The following is a 21,143-nucleotide window of genomic DNA, read 5'->3' on the forward strand; positions in this document are numbered from 1 at the left end:
GGCGCAGCATGGTGGTTGCGCGTCAAGGAGGGAGCGCCATGGCCGCTGGACATCGGGAGGACGCGACGAGGCGCGGGGCCGATGCGGTCGGCGATTCCGCGGAGGAACGGTTCCTCGCCCCGATCCTGGGGGATCTCGGCCTCCCCGCGGATGCGGCCGGGAGGCTGCACGTCGAGGGCGCGGAGAGGCTCCCCTCCGCCTTCCCGGTGACCGCCCTCGCCGCGGCCGCGATCGGAGCGGCCGGGCTCGCGGTCACCGACCTCGCCGCCGAGGGATCGGCCGGCCCTGCCGTCCGCGTCTCCCGCCGGCTCGCCTCCCGGTGGTTCGGGCAGAGCCTGCAGCCCCTCGGCTGGACCCTGCCGCCGGCCTGGGATCCCGTCGCGGGCGACTACCGGTCCGCCAACGGTTGGATCCGCCTCCACACCAACGCGCCGCACCACCGGGCCGCCGCGCTCGCGGTGCTGGGATGCGCGCCCGACCGCGGCGCCGTCGCCGCCGCGGTGGCGGGCTGGCCGGCCGATGCGCTGGAGACGGCGGTGGTCGAGGCCGGGGGATGCGCCGCGGCGATGCGCGCCGCGGAGGCGTGGAGCCGGCACCCGCAGGGCCGCGCCGCCGCCGGCGAGCCCCTGATCGCGGTCACGCCGGGCGGCGACGCGGCCTCGGCCTGGCGGCCGAGCCCCGAGCGGCCCCTGGCCGGGGTGAGGGTGCTCGACCTCACCCGCATCCTGGCCGGCCCGGTCGCGACCCGCTTCCTGGCGGGCTTCGGCGCCGACGTCCTGCGCATCGATCCGCCGGACTGGGAGGAGGAGTCCCTGGCGCCGGAGGTCACCCTGGGCAAGCGCTGCGCCCGCCTGGACTTGCGGGCCGGGGCCGACCGGGCGACCTTCGAGCGTCTCCTCGCCGGGGCGGACATCCTCGTCCACGGCTACCGGGCCGGTGCGCTGGACGCGCTCGGCTACGGCGAGGGGGCCCGGCGGGCGATCCGGCCGGGCCTGATCGACGTGGCGCTCGACGCCTACGGATGGTCGGGTCCCTGGCGGGAGCGGCGCGGCTTCGACAGTCTCGTGCAGATGTCCTCGGGGATCGCCGCGGCGGGCATGCGCTGGCGCGGGGCCGAGGTGCCGGTGCCGCTCCCGGTGCAGGCCCTCGATCACGCCACCGGCTACCTGATGGCCGCGGCGGCGGTCAGGGCCCTCGCCCGACGCCTGCGGCACGGGGAGGCCTCCTCGGCGCGGCTGTCCCTGGCCCGCACCGCCGCGCTGCTGCTCGCGGGCCGCGACGCGGACCCGCCCCAGGGTGGCGGGTGGGCGCCCGGGACCGAGGCCGGGGACGAGGATCCGGCGATCGAAGCGACGGAATGGGGACCGGCCCGGCGCCTGCGGCCGCCGCTCGCCATCGACGGGGTGCCGATGCGCTGGGAGCGGCCGGCGGGGCGGCTCGGATCGCGACCGGCGGCCTGGCCCGGGTGAGCCGCCGGCCCGCGGCGACGCCGCCAGGGCGCGGGACGCCTCGCGTGACGCAGCGCGATGCGGTATGTCCCCGGGCCATGGCTCACGACCACGCGCACGACCACGGCGGGCACGACCATCACGGCCACGGCCGTCACCACCACGGGCAAGGCCACGTCCATGCCCCGGCGGAGTTCGGCCGCGCCTTCGCGATCGGCATCGCCCTCAACACCGGCTTCGTGCTGGTGGAGGGGCTGTTCGGGGTGCTGAGCGATTCGGTGGCGCTGCTCGCCGATGCGGGCCACAACCTTTCCGACGTGCTCGGCCTCGTCGTGGCCTGGGTGGCGGCGGTGCTGGCGCGCCGGGCCCCCTCCCCGCGCTTCACCTACGGGCTGCGCGGCTCCTCGATCCTGGCGGCCCTGTTCAACGCGGTGTTCCTGCTCGTGGCGGTGGGCGCCGTCGCCTGGGAGGCGATCCTGCGCCTCTCCGACCCGCCGCCGGTGGCGGGCGCGACGGTGATCACCGTCGCCCTGATCGGCATCGCCATCAACGGGGTCACGGCCTGGCTCTTCGCCTCCGGCCGCAAGGACGACATCAACATCCGGGGCGCCTACCTGCACATGGTGGCGGACGCGGCGGTCTCGGCGGGGGTGGTGATCGCCGGGATCGTGATCGTCTTCACCGGCTGGACCTGGCTCGACCCGCTGGTCAGCCTCGCGATCGTGGCGGTGATCGTGGTCGGCACCTGGGGGCTCCTGCGCGACAGCGTCACCCTGTCCCTCGCGGCGGTCCCGCCCGGCATCGATCCCGTCGCGGTGCGTGCCTGCCTGTCCGAGCGGCCCGGCGTCGCCGAGGTCCACGACCTCCACGTCTGGGCGATGAGCACCACCGAGACGGCGCTCACCGCGCACCTCGTCATGCTCGCGGGCCATCCGGGCAACCCGTTCCTGGCCGAGTGCGCGCAGGTGCTGCGTGCGCGGTTCGGCATCGCCCACGTCACCCTGCAGGTGGAACTCGCCGGCGGTCCGGCCTGCGCGCTGGCGCCCGACCACGTGGTGTGAGGCCCTGACGGTGGGGCACCCGACGCGGGCGGATCCGTCGAGCGCCTGCTTCATCAGTCCAAGGTCTCCCTTTTCCGGGTCGCATTCCGCTGACGCTGCATGCGCCCGGAAAAGGGGAGCCATGTGGAACGAGCGAGCTATCCTGGTCGGCGAGACCCGTCATGTCGCCCTATCGCTTCCTCAGCCACAGGCTGGTCTCGAAGGCGCCCGGCGGCAGGGGCAGGTCCGCCAGCGGGCCTTCCGCGAAGGGGCCGAGTCGCGTGGCGACGTAGCGGCTCGCGAAATCGAGCGCGAAGGCGCCGCCCTGGAGCAGGGTGCCCACCGGGATCTGCTCGTTGTAGCCGCGCCAGGCCCAGGCCGCCGGATAGGCGTCCGGCAGGAAGACGTCGTGGAGATGGACCCGCACCCCCGCGGCGAGGCGGGGCAGCCCGTCGAGGAGCAAGCGGTCGACGTCAGTGCCGGGCATCGCCACGTGGCTCGAATCGATGAAGAGCACGTCCCCGGCCTGAAGGGCGGAGAGCGCCGCGAGGTCCTCCGGGGAAAACAGCCGCGCCTCGTGGCGCAGGCCCGGCAGCGCCGGCAGCGGCGCGCGCGGCTTGGGATCGATGCAGGTGATCTGCGTCGCGAGGCCGCCATCCGCCACCGCCTGGGCGAGGAAGCGGGTCGAGTGGCCCGAGCCGACCTCGACGACGCGCCGGGGCGCGCCACGCCGCACGATGGCGTAGGCCGCGGCGGCGTCGAGGCGGGGGAACCAGTCCTGGGTGAAGCGCGGCGGCACCGGCCCGAGCAGCCCGGGCCCGCCCGCCACGATCCGGCCGAGCGCCTCGGCGCAATCCGCCACCGCGCCGAGCACCGACCGGAAGCGGGGTTCGGCCGCGGCGAAGAGCGGCTCCAGGGCGGGGTAGCCTTCGGACCCGCCCGCGGCCGCGTGCCGGTAGGGGATCAGGAAGCCGCCGCCGGGACGGCCGGCGAGCGCCAGGAGCGCGGCCCGCGCCCGGCGCAGCCGCGCCCGCGGCCGCAAGGGTCAGCCGACCTTGCGGACCGGGGCCGGCGTCGCGGGCAGGTCCGGCGTGAGGCCGGGACCATCCACCGGCGGAGGCGGCACGGTCGGGGGCACCTGCGCCTTGCCGCGCATCAGGGCCGCGAGGCGCCCGCGTTCGAACAGTCCCACCACCACGATCGCCATGGCGAAGGGCAGGAGCAGGTAGAACAGGCGGAAGATCAGCACGGCGGCGAGCACGTCGACCTTCGGCAGGTCGGGCATCGCCGTGATGAAGATCAGCTCGAACACCCCGAGCCCGCCGGGCGCGTGCGAGGCCAACGCCGCAGAGAACGAGGCCAGGAACACCGCCAGCACCACGACGAAGCCCGGATTCCCGGCCTCCGGCAGGGCGAAGTAGATGATGCCGGCCGCCCCCAGGAGCTCGAGAGGGGCCGCGACGAGCTGGCGCACCATCACGTTGGGCCGCGGATAGGCGAGCTTGAAGCTGCGGATCGTCAGCGGCTTCAGGTGCAGGACCGAGCCGATCACGTAGAGCGCCACGATGCCGAGCAGGCCGAGGCCGAGCACCCGCGCGGTAGCCGGATTCGTCATCACGGCCGGCAGCATCCCGTCGAGACGGGTGAGGAGCTGGGGCTGGAGCGTGAGGACGAGCCCGCCGAGCAGCATGGTGCCGAGGCCGAAGGTGAAGGAGCACAGCGCCACCAGCACCGCCACCTGCGTGGCCGAGAGCCCCTTCGACGTGTAGGCCCGGTAGCGCACCAGCGCGCCCGAGAACACCGAGGCGCCGATGTTGTGCGACAGCGCGTAGGTGGTGAAGGAGCAGAGCGACACGAAGATCCAGGAGATGCCCTTCACCCCCAGATGCAGCAGCGCGATCCGGTCGTACCACGCGAGCGCCATGTAGGCGACGAGTGTGGACAGGCCGGCGAGCGCATAGCGGTGGAGCGGGATCGCCCGCAGGCTCGCCTCCACGTCCGCGATCGAGAGGCCCTTGAGCTGGTGCCACAGCAGGTAGATCGAGACCACGACGGCCGCGAGGCCGACCAGCGGCCAGAGGAAATCACTCAGCTTCTTCATGGCGGTGTCCGTCGCACTCCCCGGTCGGCGCGCTAGATGCACGAGCGTCCCGGCGGCCGCAAGGACCCGGGATGCGGCCCGACTCGCGGGCCGGGCGCCGTCCTTTCACGGGATCATGACGGTTTCGTGCCTTAACCGATTTTAAAGGCCGCGCTCCTCGACCCAGTCCAGCACCAGACGTGCGACGCCCTCCGCACCGTGATCGAGCTGCAGAAAGTGGGCGATGTCGGGCACGGTGCGGTGCCGCGCCCCGTGATAGAGGGCGGTGCGCCACGTCGTCGCCGGCCAGATCATCCGGTCGCGGGCGCCGCCGACGACCAGGGCCGGCAGGCCGATCAGGGCGGCCGAGAGCGTCGGCATCGGCCAATGGGCCTCCGCCAGCGCCAGAGGGCTCTCGGCGGACATGCGCGCCGCGTAGGCGCGGGCGCGGTCGAGGGGCAGCCCCTCCGAGAACAGCCAGTGGCGGGAGAGCGCCATGGCGGGCTCCCGCCCGGGCAGCAGGGCGCCGGCCAGGGACTCGACCCAGAACCCGGGGTCGAAGAGGGCGATCTGCGCGCCCACCAGCGCGAGGCCGTCCGGCGGCAGCGGCGCCAGGAGCACCAGCCCGCGCAGGGGCACCTGCCCGATCAGGCGCTGGGCGAGCAGCCCGCCGAGGGAGTGGCCCACCAGGATCGGCGGCTCGCCGCAACGCGCGATCGCCGCCCGGAGGTCGAGGAGGTAGTCGCCGAGGGAGACGTTCTTCAGGCGCCGCCCGCCCTGGCTGCGGCCGTGGCCGCGCAGGCTGAAGGCCGCCGCGCGCCGGCCCCGCCGGGCGAGATGGGGCAGGAACACCTCCTGCCAGATCCAGGCGCCGCCGAAGGCGCCATGCACGAACAGGAGCGGCGCCCCGCGGGGCTGGCCGAGAGGGCGCGCCTCGACCCATTCGAGGGTGGGGCCGTCGGCCCGGGCGATCATGCCGGCCGTGGTCGGGCCCTCGGGACCGATCGCGACCGGGAAGCGCTCCGCCTCCGCCGCCACCTGCTCGCTCATCGTCCCGCTCCCGCGCCCGCCGCCGATGGATCTAAGGCGGTGGACGCCTGCCGCAAACGCTGCCACCGCGACCGTTAGATCCGCGCTGGCTTGAGCGGAGCTTGCCCGCCCGCGCCGCCGCGCGCCATGAGGACTTACGACCGGAAGACCTGAGACCGGAAGACCTGCGACCGGACCCCCGATGACCGTGCTCAAGCTCGACGGGCTCACGCCCATCCCGGCGACCCACGTGGCCGCCATCGTCACCTCCCTGGAGATGCGGGAACGCCCCGCCCTCCCGGCCGGCCCGCCACCGCCGCTCGCGCCGATCGGGGCCGACCTCGCGCGCTACCGCGCGCTCTACGCCCGGATCGGTACGCCCTGGCTGTGGTTCAGCCGGCGCCTCCTCGCCGACGCCGCGCTCCTGGCCATCTTGGCCGACCCGGCCGTCGAGGCGCTGGCGCTGGTGCGGGAGGAACGGGACATCGGTCTCCTCGAGCTCGACGCGCGGGTGCCGGGCGAGGTCGAGATCGCCTTCTTCGGGCTCGTGCCGGAGGCGGTCGGGGCCGGGATCGGCCGGATGCTGATGGGGGAGGCCCTGCGCCGGGCCTGGGCGCGGCCGGTCGAGCGGGTCTGGCTGCACACCTGCACCCTCGACCACCCGGCGGCCCTGCGCTTCTACGTGTCGTGCGGCTTCGCGCCCTTCGCCCGGCACGTGGAGGTGGTCCCCGATCCGCGCCTCTCCGGGCACCTGCCGCGCGAGGCCGCGCCGCACGTGCCCGTTCTGGGGTGATGTCCGCGGGACGGACCGCTCAGAGCCCGGTCCCGCTCAGGCGCGGGCGCGGCCCAGCGCCACCGCGTCGAGGTCGGATTGCTCGCGGGCGGTGTCCGCGGCCTTCTCGGCCGTGCGCTCGCGGTCGTCCAGGATCTCGACCTTCTTCAGCTCCTCGAAGGCCTCGGCGAGGGCGGCCTTGGCCTCCTCGAGCTGCGCGTCGAGGTCGCTCGCCGAGCGGCGGATGTTGTCGCGCCGCTGGGCGGCGGCGCGCGCGTAGGTCGGATAGGCGAAGTGGCCCGGATCGGTGATGCCGGCGCGCTGCTCCTCCTGCGCGATCTCGCGGTCGAGCTCCGCCGCCATGCGGGCGAAATCCGCCATCATCGACTCGATCTGACTGACCCGCCGGCGCTTCTCATCCACCTGGAAGCGTCGCAACCGGATGAGCGTGTCCCGCGATTTCATCGTGCTCCCACTCCACGCCGCTGGGCGGTGCTCCCCGCCTCGCCACGCCCGAGCACGACGCGCGCGGCCCGCGCGGAGGTGTCCTCTCCGCTCGGAGACGTCGACGGTGCGCCTGTGCTCAGGGCCCGCCGACGATCGCCGCCAGGCGCAGATATCCTTCCCCCAGGGAGGTTGCTTCTTCCTTACCCTGACCCAGAAAAGCCTCCAGATCGGGCATCCGGGCGATCGCCTCGTCCACCTCCGGCGAGGCGCCCGACCGGTAGGCCCCGAGGCGGATCAGCTCCTCCATGTCGGCGTAGGTGGCGAGCAGCGTGCGGGCGCGGCGCACCACCGGGAGGAAGTCCGGGTCGCAGGCCCGCGGCATGGTGCGGGAGACCGAGCGCAGCACGTTGATCGCCGGGTAGCGCCCGCCCTCGGCGATCCGCCGCTCCATCACGATGTGCCCGTCGAGGATGCCGCGCACCGCGTCCGCCACCGGCTCGTTGTGGTCGTCGCCCTCCACCAGCACGGTGAACAGGCCCGAGATCGTCCCCTCGCCGGTGCCCGGGCCGGCCCGTTCGAGGAGGCGGGGCAATTCGCTGAACACGGTCGGGGTGTAGCCCTTGGCGGTGGGCGGCTCGCCCGCCGCGAGGCCGACGTCGCGCTGGGCCATGGCGAAGCGCGTGACGGAATCGATCATGCACAGCACCCGGGCGCCCTGGTCGCGGAAGTGCTCGGCGAGCGCCAGGGTCACGTAGGCGGCGTTGCGGCGCATCAGGGCGGGCTCGTCGGAGGTCGCCACCACCACGACCGAGCGCGCGAGGCCCTCCGGGCCGAGGTCGTCCTGCAGGAATTCCTGCACCTCGCGCCCGCGCTCGCCCACGAGGCCGATCACCGCCACGTCGCAGGCGGCGTTGCGGGCGAGCATCGACAGCAGCACCGACTTGCCGACGCCCGAGCCCGCGAAGATGCCCATGCGCTGGCCGAGGCACATGGTCAGGAAGGTGTTGATGCAGCGCACGCCGAGATCGAGGGGCGGCCCGACCCGCCGACGGGCATGGGCCGGCGGCGGATCGGCCCGCAGCGGGTAGGCGACGGGGCCGGCCGGCAGCGGCCCGAGCCCGTCGACCGGCCCGCCGAGCGCGTCGACCACCCGGCCAAGCCAGCCCCGGCTCGGCCGGATCGCGCCCGCACCCTCGGCCCGCACCCGGGCCGGGCAGCCCCGGCGCACCCCCTGCAGGGAGCCGAACGGCATGGCGAGCGCGTGCGCCCCCGAGAAGCCGATGATCTCGCAGGGGACGACGGCCTCGCTCCCCTCCGCCTCGACGGCGATGTCGAGCCGGCCGCCGAGCCGCATGGCCGCCAGCGGGCCGGCGACCTCGATCAGCAGGCCCCGGATCGCCACCACCCGGCCGAACACCTCCAGGGCCTCGACCCCGTCGAGCGCCGCGCGGGCGGCCGTGAGCCGCCCCGTCCCAATCTCCGTTCCTGCGCCGGTCCCTCGCCCCGCCATCGGCTGCTCCGCGCCCCGCCCCAATCCTTTCCGCCCCACCGGCAATTTTCGCGGAGCGGCCCGGTCCCTGCTCCGCGGCCTCCCTCGACCAGCTTGTGGATGGCGACCGGGTGCACGACCCCATCAACCTTCCATTTACCCCTCTCCTTAACACTGCCTGAGGAGCATCGAGGGGCACCCGACCGTAGGAAACCGCGGGCGTGTGCCACGATTATCACACCGGGGACGAAGGCGAGTCCCTGGAGTCGGTTAGCCCCGCGGCGGGGCACGGAGACGCGACTCGCGGGCCACGGATTGCCGGAACGGATCGACAACGCGCAAGGGATTGACTCGTCGGGTGGATCTTAAAGCGCTTGCGGGATGGAATCAGGCTTTGTTAACGCTTTGGGCATAGCGTCGCGAGTCGAATGAGAAGACGGGCATCCGCCACGGGCCGGTGGCGGATGGGCGGCGGGTGTTTGCCTCACCCTCATGGGCCAGGGCTTGGGGACTGAGATGCGCGTACTTCTGATCGAGGACGACAGCGCCACGGCGCAGAGCATCGAGTTGATGCTCAAGTCCGAGAACTTCAACACCTACACCACCGATCTCGGCGAGGAGGGCGTCGACCTCGGCAAACTGTACGATTACGACATTATCCTCCTCGACCTCAACCTGCCCGACATGTCGGGCTACGAGGTGCTGCGCAGCCTGCGGGTGGCGAAGGTCAAGACCCCGATCCTGATCCTGTCCGGCATGGCCGGCATCGAGGACAAGGTGAAGGGTCTGGGCTTCGGCGCGGACGATTACCTCACCAAGCCCTTCCACAAGGACGAGCTCGTCGCCCGCATCCACGCGATCGTGCGCCGCTCGAAGGGTCACGCCCAGTCGGTGATCACGACCGGCGACCTGATCGTCAACCTCGACCAGAAGACCGTCGAGGTCTCGGGCGCCCGCGTCCACCTGACCGGCAAGGAGTACCAGATGCTGGAACTCCTCTCGCTGCGGAAGGGCACGACGCTCACCAAGGAGATGTTCCTCAACCATCTCTACGGTGGCATGGACGAGCCGGAGTTGAAGATCATCGACGTCTTCATCTGCAAGCTCCGCAAGAAGCTGGCGAATGCGAGCCAGGGCAAGAACTACATCGAGACGGTGTGGGGCCGCGGCTACGTGCTGCGCGAGCCGAACGACGACGAGGACCGGATCGCGGTCTGATCGGAAGACGGCGGGCTTTCGGCCCGCCGCGTCCGGTCCCGATGGTCGGGCGTCACCGGTCCGGCGTCCCGGCATCGGGCACGAACAGCGATTGCCCGTCGATCCTGTAGCCCGCGATCACCCCCTGCCCGGCGGGCGACAGCAGCCAGTCGATGAAGGCCTGGCCCTCCCGCGCCTTCACGTGCGGGTGGCGCTCCGGATTGACCAGCATCACGCCGTACTGGTTGAAGAGGCGCGGATCGCCCTCCACCAGCACCGCGAGGTCTCCCCGATTCCCGAATGCGAGCCAAGTGCTGCGATCCGCCAGCAGGTAGGCGCCGGTGGCCGAGGCGGCGTTGAGGGCCGGCCCCATCCCTTGCCCGATCTCCTTGTACCAGGAGCCCCGCACCGCCGCGAGGTCGAGGCCGGAGTCCCGCCACAGGCGCAGCTCCGCCGCATGGGTGCCGGAGCGGTCGCCGCGCGAGATGAAGGTGGCTTTGGCGGCCGCGATCCTGCGCAGGGCCGCGACCGCGTCGCGCCCGGCGACCCCGGCGGGATCGGCCCTGGGCCCGATCACCACGAAATCGTTGTACATGACCGGGTCGCGCCGCAGCCCGGCCCCCTCGCGCACGAAGGCCTCCTCGGCGGGGCGGTCGTGGACGAGCACCACGTCGGCGTCGCCCCGGCGTCCGATGTCGAGGGCCTGGCCGGTGCCCACCGCCACCACCCGCACCCCGATCCCCGTCGCCTCCGTGAAGTGCGGCAGCAGGTGGCCGAACAGGCCCGACTGCTCGGTCGAGGTGGTGGAGGCGACCGTGATGCTCTCGGCCGCGGCGGCGGGCAGCGCGGCGAGCCACGCGGCGAGGCTCAGGGCGAGGAAGCGGCGAACACGGTCCAAGGCAAGGCTCCGGCGAGGTAGGCCCGGGTTTCGGGCGCGGCGGGATGGGACAGGACGCGCTCGACTGGGCCGTGCTCCACGAGCCGCCCGCCCGAGAGCACGGCGACGTCGCGGGCGAGGCGCGCCACCTGCCCGAGCTGGTGGGAGACCAGCAGCACCTTCGTGCCCTCCCGCGCCATCCCGGCCACGATCCGTTCCACCGCGTCCGACGCGGCGGGGTCGAGATGGGCGGTGGGCTCGTCGAGGAGGAGCAGGTCCGGGGCGACCGCCCAGGCCCGCGCCAGGGCGAGGCGCTGCTGCTCGCCCCCCGAGAGCCGCGTCGCCGGATCCCCGGCCCGGTCGGAGAGGCCGACCAGTGCCAGGGCCGCGCGGACGCGCCGGGCGCGCTCGGTCCGGCCGCACCCGCCGAGGGCGAGCCCGACATTGTGCGCGGCGCTCGCCCGGACGAGTCCCGGCCGCTGGAACACGAAGGCGCGCCGCGCCCCGGGCGCGAGCGCGATCCGCCCCGCGCTCGGGGTCAGCAGCCCGTCGATCAGGCGCAGGAGCACGCTCTTGCCCGCGCCGTTCGGGCCGATGATCGCGGTCACGCCCGGCGCGTCGAGCCCGAGGCTCACGCCGTCGAGGATCGCGCGCCCGCCGGCCCGGAACGCCACGCCGTCGAGGCGGATCGGCAGGCCCCGGCTCACCCGCGGGGTCTCATCCATAGGCCCTTGCCGCGTAGGCCCGCAGCAGCGAAGCCGCGGCGTTGAGGATCAGGACGAGGCCGATCAGCACCGCGCCGAGCGCGAGGGCCAGGGGCAGGTCGCCCTTCTGCGTTTCGAGCGAGATCGCGGTCGTCAGGGTGCGGGTCTCGCCCGCGATGTTGCCGCCGACGACGAGCACGGCGCCGACCTCCGAGACCGCCCTCCCGAAGGCGGCCAGGACCACGGTCACCAGGGAGAAGCGGGCGTCGTGGATCAGGGCCGCCGCGCGCCGCAGCGGCCCCAGCCCGAGCGAGCGGAGTTGCTCGCCGAGATGCGCCTCCGCGTCGGCGAGGATCTGGCGCGCGAGCGCCGCGACCAGGGGCGTGACCAGCACCGCCTGGGCGGCGATCATCGCCCCCGGAGTGAAGAGCAGGCCGAGCGCCCCGAGCGGGCCCGAGCGCGACAGCAGCAGGTAGAGGACGAGGCCGACCACCACCGAGGGCAGTCCCATCAGGGCGTTGAGGAGGCCGATCAGGGCGGCGCGGCCGGGGAACCGCGCCACGGCCGCGAGCGCGCCGAGCGGGATCCCGGCCAGCGCGCCGAGCAGCACCGCCGCGAGGCCGACCCGCAGCGACAGCCACGCGATCGCCACCACCTCGCGGTCGAGGCTCGCCAGCTTCGCCAGGGTTTCGCCAAGGGTCTCTGCCATCGGCTCCGGTCGGTCGGGACGGGTGCCCGCTGATGCAACGGGCGGGCGGCCCGGCACAAGGGGAAAACCCGGGCGGAGATGCGCGCCCCCTGCACACCCGCCCGCCCCTCCGCTAAGAAGGGCGCCCGTATCCCGGCCGGCAGAGGCGGACCGTCCCAAGCCATGCAGGACCTGCCCCACGCTCCTCGGCCCGAGGATCTGCGCCACGAGTCCCGGGAGGAGCCGGGTCTCGTCGATGCCGAGCGGCACTCGGCGGGCTTCCGGCAGGTGCGCGAGGCGCGGCGGCTGGAACTGGTGGAGGATTACGTCGAGCTGATCGCCGACCTGATCGGCGATGGCGGCGAGGCGCGGCAGGTCGACATCGCGGCCCGTCTCGGCGTGGCGCAGCCGACCGTGGCCAAGATGCTCAAGCGCCTCGCGGAGGACGGGCTGGTGCAGCAGCGCCCCTATCGGGGCGTGTTCCTCACCGAGGCGGGCCGGGCGCTGGCGGCGGAATCCCGCGAGCGCCACCGCATCGTGGAGGATTTCCTGCTCGCGCTCGGGGTCAGCCCGGACGTGGCGCGCTGCGACGCCGAGGGCATCGAGCACCATGTCAGCCGCGAGACCCTGGACGCGTTCCGGCGCTTCGCGGCCGGGCGGGGGGATGCGTGAGGTCGAAGGCGGCGAAGGCCTATCCCGATGCCCACAGCCACGGGCTTTCGGATGCTTCCGCGCGATGTTATATTTTCATATAATTTGAGGTCTGCCATGCACACGACGAACCTGCGCAAGGTTGGTGGCTCCGTCATGCTGACGGTGCCGCCCGCGTTGCTGGACCTGCTCCACTTGTCGGCGGGCGCCAAGGTGGGCCTCGCGATCGAGGGCGGCCGGCTGGTGGTCGAGCCGCAGCCCCGGTCGCGCTACACCCTCGACGAACTCATCGCGCAATGTGATCCCGAAGCCGACCCACCGGCCGACGACGCGGCTTGGCTCGACGTTGAGCCGGCCGGTCGCGAGATCCCGTGATGGAGCGGGGCGACATCTATCTCGTCTCGCTCGACCCGACCGCCGGCCATGAACAGCAGGGCACGCGGCCGGTGCTGATCGTGTCTCCCGGGCCTTTCAACCGCCTGACGCGGACCCCCGTAGTGCTGCCCATCACCACCGGCGGCAACTTCGCCCGGATGGCCGGCTTCTCCGTTCCGCTGACGGGTGCCGGGACGCGCACCCCCGGCGTCGTGCGCTGCGACCAGCCGCGCGCGATCGACATCGGCGCGCGGAAAGGCCGGCGGCTGGAGGCCGTGCCGGTGCCGGTCATCGACGAAGTGATGGCGAAACTCGCCACGATCCTGGCGTGACCGCCGTCTTTGGAGCCTGATCATCGGACGACCGCCAGGCGCTTCTTCGCGACGAAGTGGGCTCAACGAATCGAGACGACAGGGCCGGCCCGCCTGTCCGGCTGCCTCTCGCGGCCTATCTTGACCGAAAACGGGAGGACGGGATGGCGTGGAATGCGACGCGGCCGGCGGGCTTGTCCGCCGCGGCCGTGCTCTGGGCGGGCCTGGCGCTCGCCGCGGACGGGGCACCGACCCAGGAAGGGTTCTCGACCGAGCGCCTCGCCCGCATCGCGCCGGCGATGACGCGGGAGATCGAGAAGGGGACGATCCCGGGGGCCGTCACGCTCATCGCCCGCAACGGCAAGATCGTCCACTTCGAGGCGCACGGCTTCCTCGACTCGGCCAAGACGAAGCCGATGCCCCGCGATGCGGTGTTCCGCGGCTTCTCGATGACGAAGCCCTTCGTGGCCGTGGCCGCCGTCGCTCTCATGGAGCAGGGCAAGCTCGGCCTGCGCGACCCGCTCGCGCAGTACTTTCCCGAGTTCAAGGAGATGAAGGTCTACACCGAGGTCCGCGACGAGCGCGGGCGCACGTCCCGCGTCGCCGTCCCGGCCAAACGCCCCATCCTGATCTGGGACCTGTTCCGTCACACGGCGGGCTTCACCTACGCAGGGTCCGCGCCCTTCCCGGAGATGCGGGAGGCCTACGAGAAGGCGGATGTCGAGAGCCTCACCACGGATGTCTCGAACGACGAATTCATCAAGCGCCTGGCGGCGATCCCGCTGGCCTATGAGCCGGGAACACGCTGGGAGTACTCGGTCGGCATCGACGTTCTCGGTCTCGTCATCGAGAAGGTGACGGGCAAGCGCCTCGACCGCTACCTGGACGAGGTGCTGTTCAAGCCCCTCGGCATGACCGAGACGAGCTTCCAACTCAGGCCGGACCAGGTCTCCCGGTTCGCCGACGCCTTCGATTCCGACCCGCTCAAGGCCGACCTCTGGAAGCTGGCGCGCAGCGACCAGGATCCCGGCAAGCGCTACGTCCACGGCGGCGCCGGCTCGGTCATCACGGCCGGGGACTACTTCCGTTTCGCCCAGATGGTGGCGAATGGCGGCGAACTCGACGGGGTGCGCATCCTGTCGCGCAAGTCGGTCGCGTTCATGCTGTCGAACCACCTCCAGGGACTGGAGGGCTCGCCGGCCCCGACCACGGGCCCCGGCTACGGTTTCGGCCTCGGCTGGGGCGTGCGGCTGGATGAGGGCGGTGCCTGGATTCCCGGCTCGCCGGGGGACGCGATGTGGGCCGGTGCGGGCGGCACCAGCTTCACGGTCGACCGCCAGGAGAAGATCGTCGGCGTGTTCCTGTCCGCGGGCCCGGGCACCCGCCTGCAGACGCGCTTCCTGTTCAAGAACCTGCTCTACGGCGCGCTCGTGGAGTAGCGTCGCGGACGGGGCGCTCCCGCTCCAGCGGGGGGAGCGGCGCCGTACCGTCCACGTCGAGTCCTCGGCCGAGCCGCCTCACCGCGGCATCAGCGCCCAGTAGTCGAGGTCGAGGATCACCGCCGGGTCGTAGCCGTCCCCGGCCTTGTCGGGATAGGCGCCGCAGGGCTGGTTCTTGGTCGCGACCGTGCGCAGGCGCAGCGCCCCGACGTCGCGGCGGCCCGGCAGGTCCGCGGCCTCGATCACCTCGCTCCAGGCGTAGACGGTGTCGCCGGCGAAGAGCGGCGCCACGTGCCGTCCCGCGTTGATCCCCGCGATCGAGAAGGCGTTGGCGAGCCCGTTGAAGCTCAGCGCCCGGGCGAGCGAGATCACGTGGCCGCCGTAGATCAGCCGGCGGCCGAACCGCGTCTCCTTGCCCGCATGGGCGTCGAAATGGACCTTGGCGGTGTTCTGGAAGAGGCGCGTGGCGATCTGGTGCTCGGCCTCCTCGACGGTCATGCCGTCGACGTGGTCGATGCGCTCGCCGGGCGCGTAGTCGCCGAAGCGGTGCGGGCTGCCCGCCAGCACGGAATCGTAGGCGGCCGGATCGAGCGGCGGCAGCGCCGGCGCGAGATCCGCCACGGGCACCGCCTTGCCGAGCGTCGGGACCGCCTCCTCGGCGATGGCCGCGGCGGGGTCGCGCTTGCGGACCAGGACCCAGCGGCAATAGGTCAGCACGGCCGCGCCGTCCGCGTCGTAGCCCGTCGAGCGGACGTAGACGACACCGGTCTGGCGGTTCGAACTCTCCTTCAGGCCGATCACCTCGGAGACCGAGGCGAGCGTCTCGCCCGGATAGACCGGCCGCAGGAACCGCCCCTCCGCGTAGCCGAGATTGGCGAGCGCGTTGAGGGAGATGTCGGGCACCGTCTTGCCGAAGGCGACGTGGAAGACCAGGAGGTCGTCGAGGGGCGCCCGCGCGTAGCCGAAGGCCCGCGCGAAGGCGTCCGAGGACTGGACCGCGAAGCGCGGCCCGTAGAGCGCGGTGTAGAGGGCCACGTCCCCCGTGGTCACGGTGCGCGGCGTGGCGTGGCGGATGGTTTCGCCGAGGCGGAAATCCTCGAAGAAGCGGCCGGGATTCGTCTTCATCGTGCGTCCTCGGGAGCGGCGGCGCGCCGTCAGCCAAGCCTGGGGGCGCGGGGCGGTGCAAGCCGCCCCGGCTGGGCGCCTTGTCGCACCGCCGCGCTCGCGGGCGCGATACGCCTTTCGTCAGGCCCCGATGAGGGCCGAGAGCCTGGCCGCGAGGGCCGGCCCGTCGCCGGCCACGCGGAAGGTCTTCACGCGGGCGGTGGCGCCGCTCGCGAGCGCGACATCCCGCGCCGGACAGCCCAGCGCCGCGGCCAGGACGGCCCGGATCGCCGCGTTGGCCGCCCCGTCCTCCGGGGCGACCCGCACCCGGACCTTGAGGACGGCGAGCCCGTCCGCCCGGATCTCGGTGCCGTCGAGGGCGTCGCGCCCGCCCCGGGGCGTCGCACGGACGCGCAATTCGAGGCCGTCCGGCAGGAGCCGCCAGGGCAGCGTGGTCGACACCGCGGTCACACCAGCGCGGCGAAGAGCTCGAACATGAGGTTGCGCAGGAAGAACAGCAGCAGAACCAGGATGATCGGCGAGATGTCGATGCCCCCGAGATTCGGCAGGATGCGCCGGATCGGCCGCAGGGCCGGCTCGGTCACCCGGTACAGGAACTCCTCGATCTGGGAGACGATCGGGTTGCGGGAATTCACGACGTTGAAGGCGATGAGCCAGCTCAGGACGGCGCTCGCGATCAGGAGGTACACGTAGAGCGTGATGACGTTGTCGATGAGCCAGAGAAGCGAGCGCATGCGCGGTCCGTAGGTCCTCGTCGTCCGAAAGGGCACACCGTGCGGTTCGGAGCAGGAAGGGAATTGACAGGGCGAAGCAGGCCGGCCTACAAGCCCCCCACCTCGACGGGGCTGTAGCTCAGATGGGAGAGCGCCGCAATCGCACTGCGGAGGTCAGGGGTTCGAATCCCCTCAGCTCCACCAACCCACCGGCAAGATGGTGAAAAGTTGGTGGGAAGGCGGACCAAGGGTCCGACGCAAATCCGAAAGATGTCGCGCAGGGTGAAGTCTCTCCTGAACCGGTGAGGCCGCTGCGTCATGCGGCTGGCACGCGTCGAATCCACCTGCGCGGTGGTGGCGCGGGCGCCGGGACTGCGCGGCGTCGCGTTTCCTGTAGCATGCCCGCCGGGCGCCGCGACGGGCGCCGGGAGGAAGCGCGCTGCGATGATGTCGACGTCATCACCGGATGCGGGCGGGCGCGGTCCCCTCGCGGGGCTTCGCATCGTCGAGTTCGCCGGGATCGGGCCCGGCCCGTTCGCAGCGATGCTGCTGGCAGATCTCGGCGCCGAAATCCTGCGCATCGACCGGCCGGGCGGCGCCGATCCCTACGCGCGGCACGTCCTCCCCCGCAGCCGCCCGACCGTCATCGCGGACCTGAAGGACGAGGCCGACCGCGCCCGGGTGCTCGCCTGCCTGGAGCGCGCCGACGCCCTCATCGAGGGGTTCCGGCCCGGCGTGATGGAGCGCCTCGGCCTCGGTCCCGACGCCGTGCTCGCCCGCAACCCGCGCCTCGCCTACGGCCGCATGACCGGCTGGGGGCAGGAGGGGCCGCTCGCGCCGCGGGCCGGCCACGACCTCACCTACATCGCGGTGACCGGGGCGCTCGCCGCGATCGGCCCCGCCGCCCATCCGGTGCCGCCCCTGAACCTGATCGGCGATTTCGGCGGCGGCTCGCTCTACCTCGCGATGGGGTTGCTGGCGGCGATCCTCTCGGCCCGGGCGACGGGCCGCGGCCAGGTGGTGGATTGCGCGATCTGCGACGGGGCCGCCTCCCTGATGGCGATGGCGAGCGACTTCGCGGCCCAGGGGCGATGGTCGCCCGCGCGCGGGGCGAACCTCCTCGACGGCGGCCGGGCCTATTACCGCACCTATGCCTGCGCGGACGGCCGCTTCGTGGCGCTGGCGCCGCTGGAGCCCCAGTTCTTCGCCGAGTTCCGGCGCCGGGTCGGCCTGGAGGACGATCCGGCCTTCGACGCGCGCGACGAGGATGAGCTGCATCGCCGCCTGGAGGCGCTGTTCCTCACCCGCGACCGCGACGCGTGGTGCGCGCTCCTCGAAGGCACCGATTCCTGCCTCGCCCCCGTGCTCACCCTGGAGGAGGCGCCCCGGCACGCCCACCTCGACGCCCGCGGGACCTTCATCACCATCGACGGCGTGGTGCAGCCAGCGCCCGCGCCGCGCTTCTCGGCGACGCCAGCCCGGATCCGGACGGATCTGCCAGCGATGAGCCTCGAGGAGGCAGCGCGGGTCTGGGGATGCGGGGAAGGCTGAACGGCACTCTCCCCCATCGATCCTGGCAGAGCGGCGGCGCTTGTCGATTTCCGCAAGGGCGTATATACATACCCGATGCGGATCGTATGGGACGAGACGAAGCGCCTCGCGAACCTTGCCAAGCATGGGCTGGACTTCGAGGGCTTCGCGGACCGTTTCGACATCGATACCGCCGTCGAAGTTCCGACTTTTCCGAGCCGGACCGGCCGCGACCGCACTCTGTTCGTTGGGCCGCTCGACGGTGTCCTCGTGGTCGCGGCCGTGCTCTCGCCCCTCGGATCGGAGGCGCAATCCCTGATCAGCCTCCGGCCCGCCAGCGCAAAGGAGCGACGCCTCTATGAGCACCGATCGTGATCACGCCCCCGGATACGTCCCGAACCCGAACTACACGCAAGAGGATTGGGACGAGGTCTCGGACAGCCCCGAGATCACCGAGGAGCAGATGCGGGCCGCCCGGCCCCTGCGGGAGGCCCGACCGGGGCTCTACGCCGCGCTCAAGGCGCATCAGAGCAGGACCGCGACACCGCCCAAGGTGATGATCTCGCTGCGCGTGGATCCGGACGTCCTGGAGAAGTGGCGCGCGAAGGGGCCGGGCTGGCAGACCCAGCTTCACGATCTGATGCGCAAGCACGCCTAGAGCATATTCCGCCGACGTCGTTGCCGGTTCGGCGGAATAGGCTCCCGTCTCACGGATTGTCGAAGCCCGCCGGACCGGTGGACCACCGACACCGGTCCCGCTTCGAACGAGCCGCCTCCTCTCGGGAGCCGCGCCGCCGCCGCCCTCAGCCCCGCTCGCCCGGCCGCCCGGCCCGCATCACCGCGGCGACGAGCGCCTCCTCCCGCTGCGGATCGAGGGGCGGCGGCGGCACCGCGCGAAGGAGGCGCCGCGCCGCCTGGAGCTGGGCCAAGAAGCGTCGGCAGGGCGGGCAGGCGAGGAGGTGCAAGCGCACGCGCGCCCGCGTGGCGAGGCCCGCCTCGCCGTCCATCACCGCGCCCACCCGCTCGGCCACCTCGCGGCATCGCATCATCGACATCCCCTCTCCCTCACGACGCGGCGCGCAGCGGCGCCTCGCGGGTGATGCGCTCGAAGGCGGTGCGCACCCGCATCCGCGCCCGGTCGAGAAGCGCCCGCTGACGCGCCTCGCCCACGCCCAGCATCGCCTCGGTCTCCCGCACTCCGAACCCCTCGACGTCGCGCAGGCGCAGAACCGAGGCCTGGAGCGGCGGCAGGGCCTCGATCGCCGCCTCCACCACCGCCCAGACCTGACGGCCCGCCAGCGCGCGCTCCAGGTCGACCTCCGTCCAGTGCCAGGGCGCCTCCCGCCAGTGGCCATCGGACAGGAAAGCGTCGGCCTCGGCCTCCTCCGACGCGCCGGACCCGGCGGGCGCGAGATCCGAGAAGGTCGCGGTGCGCCGTCGGGTCTGCGCCGCCTTGCGGGCGAGCCGGACGACGATCCCGGTGAGCCACGTGCGCAGGGAGGAGCGCTCCTCGAAGCCGTCGAGGTTGCGCATCGCGGCGATCCAGGCCTCCTGCACCACCTCCTCGGCGGCCTCGGGCGGCAGCGAGGCCCCGCGCGCCACCGCGACGAGGCGCAGGTGGTGGCGGCGCACGAGCAGCCGGAACGCCGCCTCGTCCCGCGCCCGCAGGCGGGGCAGCAGGTCCTCGTCGCTCGGATCGGCCGAGCCGGTCATCGCGCCCTCCCCGATCGGCGAACCTCCACCCTCGGGCTCCCCTTCGCTCCCGGCGGGTTCCCGGTTACGGGGCGCCCGCTCGCGCGGTCTCCCGTGGCCCGCGGCCCCGTTCTGCTCTAATCGCACGCCGGACGAGCGACGGGGAGGGACCGCATGGCGGCGCGGGATCGGGACGGGGATGGGGGATCGGGCCTTCCGCGCTGGCGGCTCGCCCGGGGCGCGGTGATCCTGCCCGACGAGCGCCCGCCGCTCGGGCAGATGCTGGTCCTCGCCCTCCAGCACGTGGTGGCGATGTTCGGATCGACCGCGCTGGCGCCCCTGCTGATGGGGTTCGACCCCAACCTCGCCATCCTGTTCTCCGGCGTCGCGACGCTGCTGTTCTTCGTCGTGGTGGGCGGCCGCGTCCCGAGCTATCTCGGCTCCAGCTTCGCCTTCATTGCGGTGGTGATCGCCGCCACGGGCTATGCCGGCAGCGGACCGAACCCGAACCTGCCCGTCGCCCTCGGGGGGATCGTGGCGGCCGGCGCGGTCTACGCCTTGGTCGGCGTCGCGGTGATGGTGGCGGGCGAGGCCTGGATCGGCCGGCTGATGCCTCCGGCCGTGACGGGGGCGATCGTCGGGGCGATCGGCCTCAACCTCGCGCCGATCGGCGTCAAGGGGATCTCGGGCTCGCCCCTCGCCACGGGCGTCGGGCTGTTCACGGTGGCGGCGGTCGGCCTCGCGGCCGCCTACGCGCCCGGCGCGGCGCGGCGGCTGCCGCTGCTGATCGGCGCCGCCGCGGCCACCGTGCTCTACGGTGTCCTGGCGAACGGGCTCGGGCTCGCCGCCCCCCTCGACCTCGCGCGCGTCGCGCAGGCGCCCTGGTTCGGCTGGCCGCACCTCGTCGCGCCGGTCTTCGAGCCCTCGGCGATCTGGCTCATCGCCCCGGTGGCGGTGGTGCTGGTCGCGGAGAATCTCGGTCACGTGAAGGCCATCGGCGCGATGACCGGGCGCAACCTCGACCCCTATCTCGGCTGCGCCTTCCTGGGCGACGGGCTCGCCACGATGCTGTCCGGCGCCTTCGGCGGCACCGGGGTGACCACCTACGCCGAGAACATGGGCGTGATGGCGGTGACGCGGATCTACTCCACCCTGGTCTTCGCCGTCGCCGGCCTGGTGGCGATTCTGTTCGGGCTGTCACCGAAATTCGGCGCCGCGATCCTGCTGATCCCGGGGCCGGTGATCGGCGGCCTGTCGGTGGTGGTGTTCGGGCTGATCGCCGCCACGGCGGGGCGGATCTTCGTGGAGAACCGGGTCGACTTCGCCTCGACCCGCACCCTGCTCACGGTCGGGACGGCCCTGGTGCTCGGGGCCGGCGACTTCACGCTCGGCCTGGGAAGCTTCCGGCTCGGCGGGATCGGCACGGCCAGCGCCGCCGCCATCCTGCTCTGGCACGCCCTGCGCGACGAGCCCGGCTGAGGAACCTTCCCGCGGGCCGGCCGTCCCGCTAGGCTGGCGCCCGGGTTGTCGGAGGAT

The 21,143-nt window shown here is 73.0% G+C and carries 25 protein-coding genes and 1 tRNA gene; 13 read left to right on the top strand and 13 right to left on the bottom strand.

The genetic code is table 11. From position 1 onward, the window contains the following. The first annotated feature begins 38 nt into the window (after positions 1 to 38). Together ACW9J6_RS06985 and ACW9J6_RS06990 are read left to right on the top strand one after the other, a co-directional pair. Positions 39 to 1,469 carry a CoA transferase gene (locus ACW9J6_RS06985; RefSeq protein WP_457115721.1) on the top strand — a complete coding sequence of 477 codons (1,431 nt, stop codon included), beginning with the start codon at positions 39 to 41 and terminating at the stop codon, positions 1,467 to 1,469. 77 nt (positions 1,470 to 1,546) lie between these two features. Then, positions 1,547 to 2,509 (top strand): cation diffusion facilitator family transporter, encoded by a 963-nt coding sequence (locus ACW9J6_RS06990; RefSeq protein WP_457115722.1) that lies wholly within the window; start codon positions 1,547 to 1,549, stop codon positions 2,507 to 2,509. 169 nt (positions 2,510 to 2,678) lie between these two features. On the opposite strand, the gene ACW9J6_RS06995 is transcribed toward ACW9J6_RS06990, so the two are convergent. The 3 genes from ACW9J6_RS06995 to ACW9J6_RS07005 form a co-directional block, all read right to left on the bottom strand. Beyond that, entirely contained in the window at positions 2,679 to 3,530 is an 852-nt protein-coding gene (locus ACW9J6_RS06995; RefSeq protein WP_457115723.1) for a class I SAM-dependent methyltransferase, read from the bottom strand. 3 nt (positions 3,531 to 3,533) lie between these two features. Then, on the bottom strand, positions 3,534 to 4,589 hold the full coding sequence (locus ACW9J6_RS07000) for a lysylphosphatidylglycerol synthase domain-containing protein (protein ID WP_457115724.1): 1,056 nt from the start codon (positions 4,587 to 4,589) through the stop codon (positions 3,534 to 3,536). A 141-nt stretch (positions 4,590 to 4,730) separates the two neighbouring features. Further along, positions 4,731 to 5,618, bottom strand: coding sequence for an alpha/beta hydrolase (locus ACW9J6_RS07005; RefSeq protein WP_457115725.1), 888 nt, complete (start codon positions 5,616 to 5,618; stop codon positions 4,731 to 4,733). A 181-nt stretch (positions 5,619 to 5,799) separates the two neighbouring features. On the opposite strand from ACW9J6_RS07005, the gene ACW9J6_RS07010 reads away from it, so the two are divergent. Then, the gene (locus ACW9J6_RS07010; RefSeq protein ID WP_457115726.1) at positions 5,800 to 6,390 is read left to right on the top strand and encodes a GNAT family N-acetyltransferase; all 591 of its coding nucleotides are present in this window, start codon (positions 5,800 to 5,802) and stop codon (positions 6,388 to 6,390) included. A gap of 36 nt (positions 6,391 to 6,426) precedes the next feature. On the opposite strand, the gene fliJ is transcribed toward ACW9J6_RS07010, so the two are convergent. Both fliJ and fliI read right to left on the bottom strand, forming a co-directional pair. Beyond that, positions 6,427 to 6,834, bottom strand: a complete 408-nt coding sequence (fliJ, locus tag ACW9J6_RS07015) for a flagellar export protein FliJ (protein WP_457115727.1) — start codon at positions 6,832 to 6,834, stop codon at positions 6,427 to 6,429. Positions 6,835 to 6,952: 118 nt separating this feature from the next. Then, a complete protein-coding gene (fliI, locus tag ACW9J6_RS07020; protein ID WP_457115728.1) occupies positions 6,953 to 8,326 on the bottom strand; it encodes a flagellar protein export ATPase FliI in 1,374 nt (457 codons plus the stop codon). A 495-nt stretch (positions 8,327 to 8,821) separates the two neighbouring features. Here fliI and ctrA point away from each other — a divergent pair, with 495 nt between their 5' ends. After that, positions 8,822 to 9,523 (top strand): response regulator transcription factor CtrA, encoded by a 702-nt coding sequence (gene ctrA / locus ACW9J6_RS07025; protein ID WP_379126594.1) that lies wholly within the window; start codon positions 8,822 to 8,824, stop codon positions 9,521 to 9,523. A 52-nt stretch (positions 9,524 to 9,575) separates the two neighbouring features. Here ctrA and ACW9J6_RS07030 read toward each other — a convergent pair whose 3' ends face one another. The 3 genes from ACW9J6_RS07030 to ACW9J6_RS07040 are packed head-to-tail and all read right to left on the bottom strand — an operon-like array spanning position 9,576 to position 11,792. Next, entirely contained in the window at positions 9,576 to 10,400 is an 825-nt protein-coding gene (locus tag ACW9J6_RS07030) for a substrate-binding domain-containing protein (RefSeq protein ID WP_457115729.1), read from the bottom strand. After that, positions 10,370 to 11,086, bottom strand: a complete 717-nt coding sequence (locus ACW9J6_RS07035; RefSeq protein WP_457115770.1) for an ATP-binding cassette domain-containing protein — start codon at positions 11,084 to 11,086, stop codon at positions 10,370 to 10,372. The genes ACW9J6_RS07030 and ACW9J6_RS07035 overlap by 31 nt, the downstream gene beginning before the upstream one ends. Positions 11,087 to 11,096: 10 nt before the next feature. Next, on the bottom strand, positions 11,097 to 11,792 hold the full coding sequence (locus ACW9J6_RS07040) for an ABC transporter permease (protein WP_457115730.1): 696 nt from the start codon (positions 11,790 to 11,792) through the stop codon (positions 11,097 to 11,099). Positions 11,793 to 11,954: 162 nt separating this feature from the next. Here ACW9J6_RS07040 and mntR point away from each other — a divergent pair, with 162 nt between their 5' ends. The 4 genes from mntR (at position 11,955) to ACW9J6_RS07060 (ending at position 14,547) form a co-directional block, all read left to right on the top strand. After that, positions 11,955 to 12,443, top strand: coding sequence for a manganese-binding transcriptional regulator MntR (mntR, locus tag ACW9J6_RS07045; RefSeq protein WP_457115731.1), 489 nt, complete (start codon positions 11,955 to 11,957; stop codon positions 12,441 to 12,443). Between the two features lie 96 nt (positions 12,444 to 12,539). Next, positions 12,540 to 12,797 carry an AbrB/MazE/SpoVT family DNA-binding domain-containing protein gene (locus tag ACW9J6_RS07050; RefSeq protein WP_457115732.1) on the top strand — a complete coding sequence of 86 codons (258 nt, stop codon included), beginning with the start codon at positions 12,540 to 12,542 and terminating at the stop codon, positions 12,795 to 12,797. Further along, on the top strand, positions 12,797 to 13,129 hold the full coding sequence (locus ACW9J6_RS07055) for a type II toxin-antitoxin system PemK/MazF family toxin (protein ID WP_457115733.1): 333 nt from the start codon (positions 12,797 to 12,799) through the stop codon (positions 13,127 to 13,129). The genes ACW9J6_RS07050 and ACW9J6_RS07055 overlap by 1 nt, the downstream gene beginning before the upstream one ends. A 143-nt stretch (positions 13,130 to 13,272) precedes the next feature. Next, entirely contained in the window at positions 13,273 to 14,547 is a 1,275-nt protein-coding gene (locus ACW9J6_RS07060; protein WP_457115734.1) for a serine hydrolase domain-containing protein, read from the top strand. A 78-nt stretch (positions 14,548 to 14,625) separates the two neighbouring features. Here the strand turns inward: ACW9J6_RS07060 and ACW9J6_RS07065 are convergent, their stop codons facing one another. From ACW9J6_RS07065 to ACW9J6_RS07075, 3 genes are all read right to left on the bottom strand, one after another. Further along, a complete protein-coding gene (locus ACW9J6_RS07065) occupies positions 14,626 to 15,672 on the bottom strand; it encodes a MaoC family dehydratase (RefSeq protein ID WP_457115735.1) in 1,047 nt (348 codons plus the stop codon). Between the two features lie 120 nt (positions 15,673 to 15,792). Continuing rightward, positions 15,793 to 16,113, bottom strand: a complete 321-nt coding sequence (locus ACW9J6_RS07070; RefSeq protein ID WP_457115736.1) for a DUF167 family protein — start codon at positions 16,111 to 16,113, stop codon at positions 15,793 to 15,795. Between the two features lie 5 nt (positions 16,114 to 16,118). Next, on the bottom strand, positions 16,119 to 16,406 hold the full coding sequence (locus tag ACW9J6_RS07075; protein WP_457115737.1) for a YggT family protein: 288 nt from the start codon (positions 16,404 to 16,406) through the stop codon (positions 16,119 to 16,121). A gap of 107 nt (positions 16,407 to 16,513) precedes the next feature. Between ACW9J6_RS07075 and ACW9J6_RS07080 the strand changes: the two genes are divergently transcribed. The 4 genes from ACW9J6_RS07080 to ACW9J6_RS07095 all read left to right on the top strand — a co-directional run bounded on the left by ACW9J6_RS07080 (position 16,514) and on the right by ACW9J6_RS07095 (position 18,573). After that, positions 16,514 to 16,589: transfer RNA gene (locus ACW9J6_RS07080), tRNA-Ala, on the top strand. A gap of 240 nt (positions 16,590 to 16,829) precedes the next feature. Next, positions 16,830 to 17,936 carry a CaiB/BaiF CoA transferase family protein gene (locus ACW9J6_RS07085; RefSeq protein ID WP_457115738.1) on the top strand — a complete coding sequence of 369 codons (1,107 nt, stop codon included), beginning with the start codon at positions 16,830 to 16,832 and terminating at the stop codon, positions 17,934 to 17,936. Between the two features lie 75 nt (positions 17,937 to 18,011). Beyond that, positions 18,012 to 18,290 (top strand): BrnT family toxin, encoded by a 279-nt coding sequence (locus ACW9J6_RS07090; RefSeq protein WP_457115739.1) that lies wholly within the window; start codon positions 18,012 to 18,014, stop codon positions 18,288 to 18,290. Then, positions 18,274 to 18,573 carry a BrnA antitoxin family protein gene (locus tag ACW9J6_RS07095; RefSeq protein WP_457115740.1) on the top strand — a complete coding sequence of 100 codons (300 nt, stop codon included), beginning with the start codon at positions 18,274 to 18,276 and terminating at the stop codon, positions 18,571 to 18,573. The genes ACW9J6_RS07090 and ACW9J6_RS07095 overlap by 17 nt, the downstream gene beginning before the upstream one ends. A gap of 145 nt (positions 18,574 to 18,718) precedes the next feature. Here ACW9J6_RS07095 and ACW9J6_RS07100 read toward each other — a convergent pair whose 3' ends face one another. After that, complete coding sequence (locus ACW9J6_RS07100) at positions 18,719 to 18,970, bottom strand: anti-sigma factor family protein (RefSeq protein WP_457115741.1); 252 nt, start codon at positions 18,968 to 18,970, stop codon at positions 18,719 to 18,721. 10 nt (positions 18,971 to 18,980) lie between these two features. Next, positions 18,981 to 19,628, bottom strand: coding sequence for an RNA polymerase sigma factor (locus ACW9J6_RS07105; RefSeq protein ID WP_457115742.1), 648 nt, complete (start codon positions 19,626 to 19,628; stop codon positions 18,981 to 18,983). Positions 19,629 to 19,781: 153 nt separating this feature from the next. Here ACW9J6_RS07105 and ACW9J6_RS07110 point away from each other — a divergent pair, with 153 nt between their 5' ends. Continuing rightward, entirely contained in the window at positions 19,782 to 21,086 is a 1,305-nt protein-coding gene (locus ACW9J6_RS07110) for a solute carrier family 23 protein (protein WP_457115743.1), read from the top strand. The last annotated feature ends 57 nt before the right edge of the window (positions 21,087 to 21,143 follow it).

This window comes from Methylobacterium sp. JK268 (assembly GCF_054052225.1).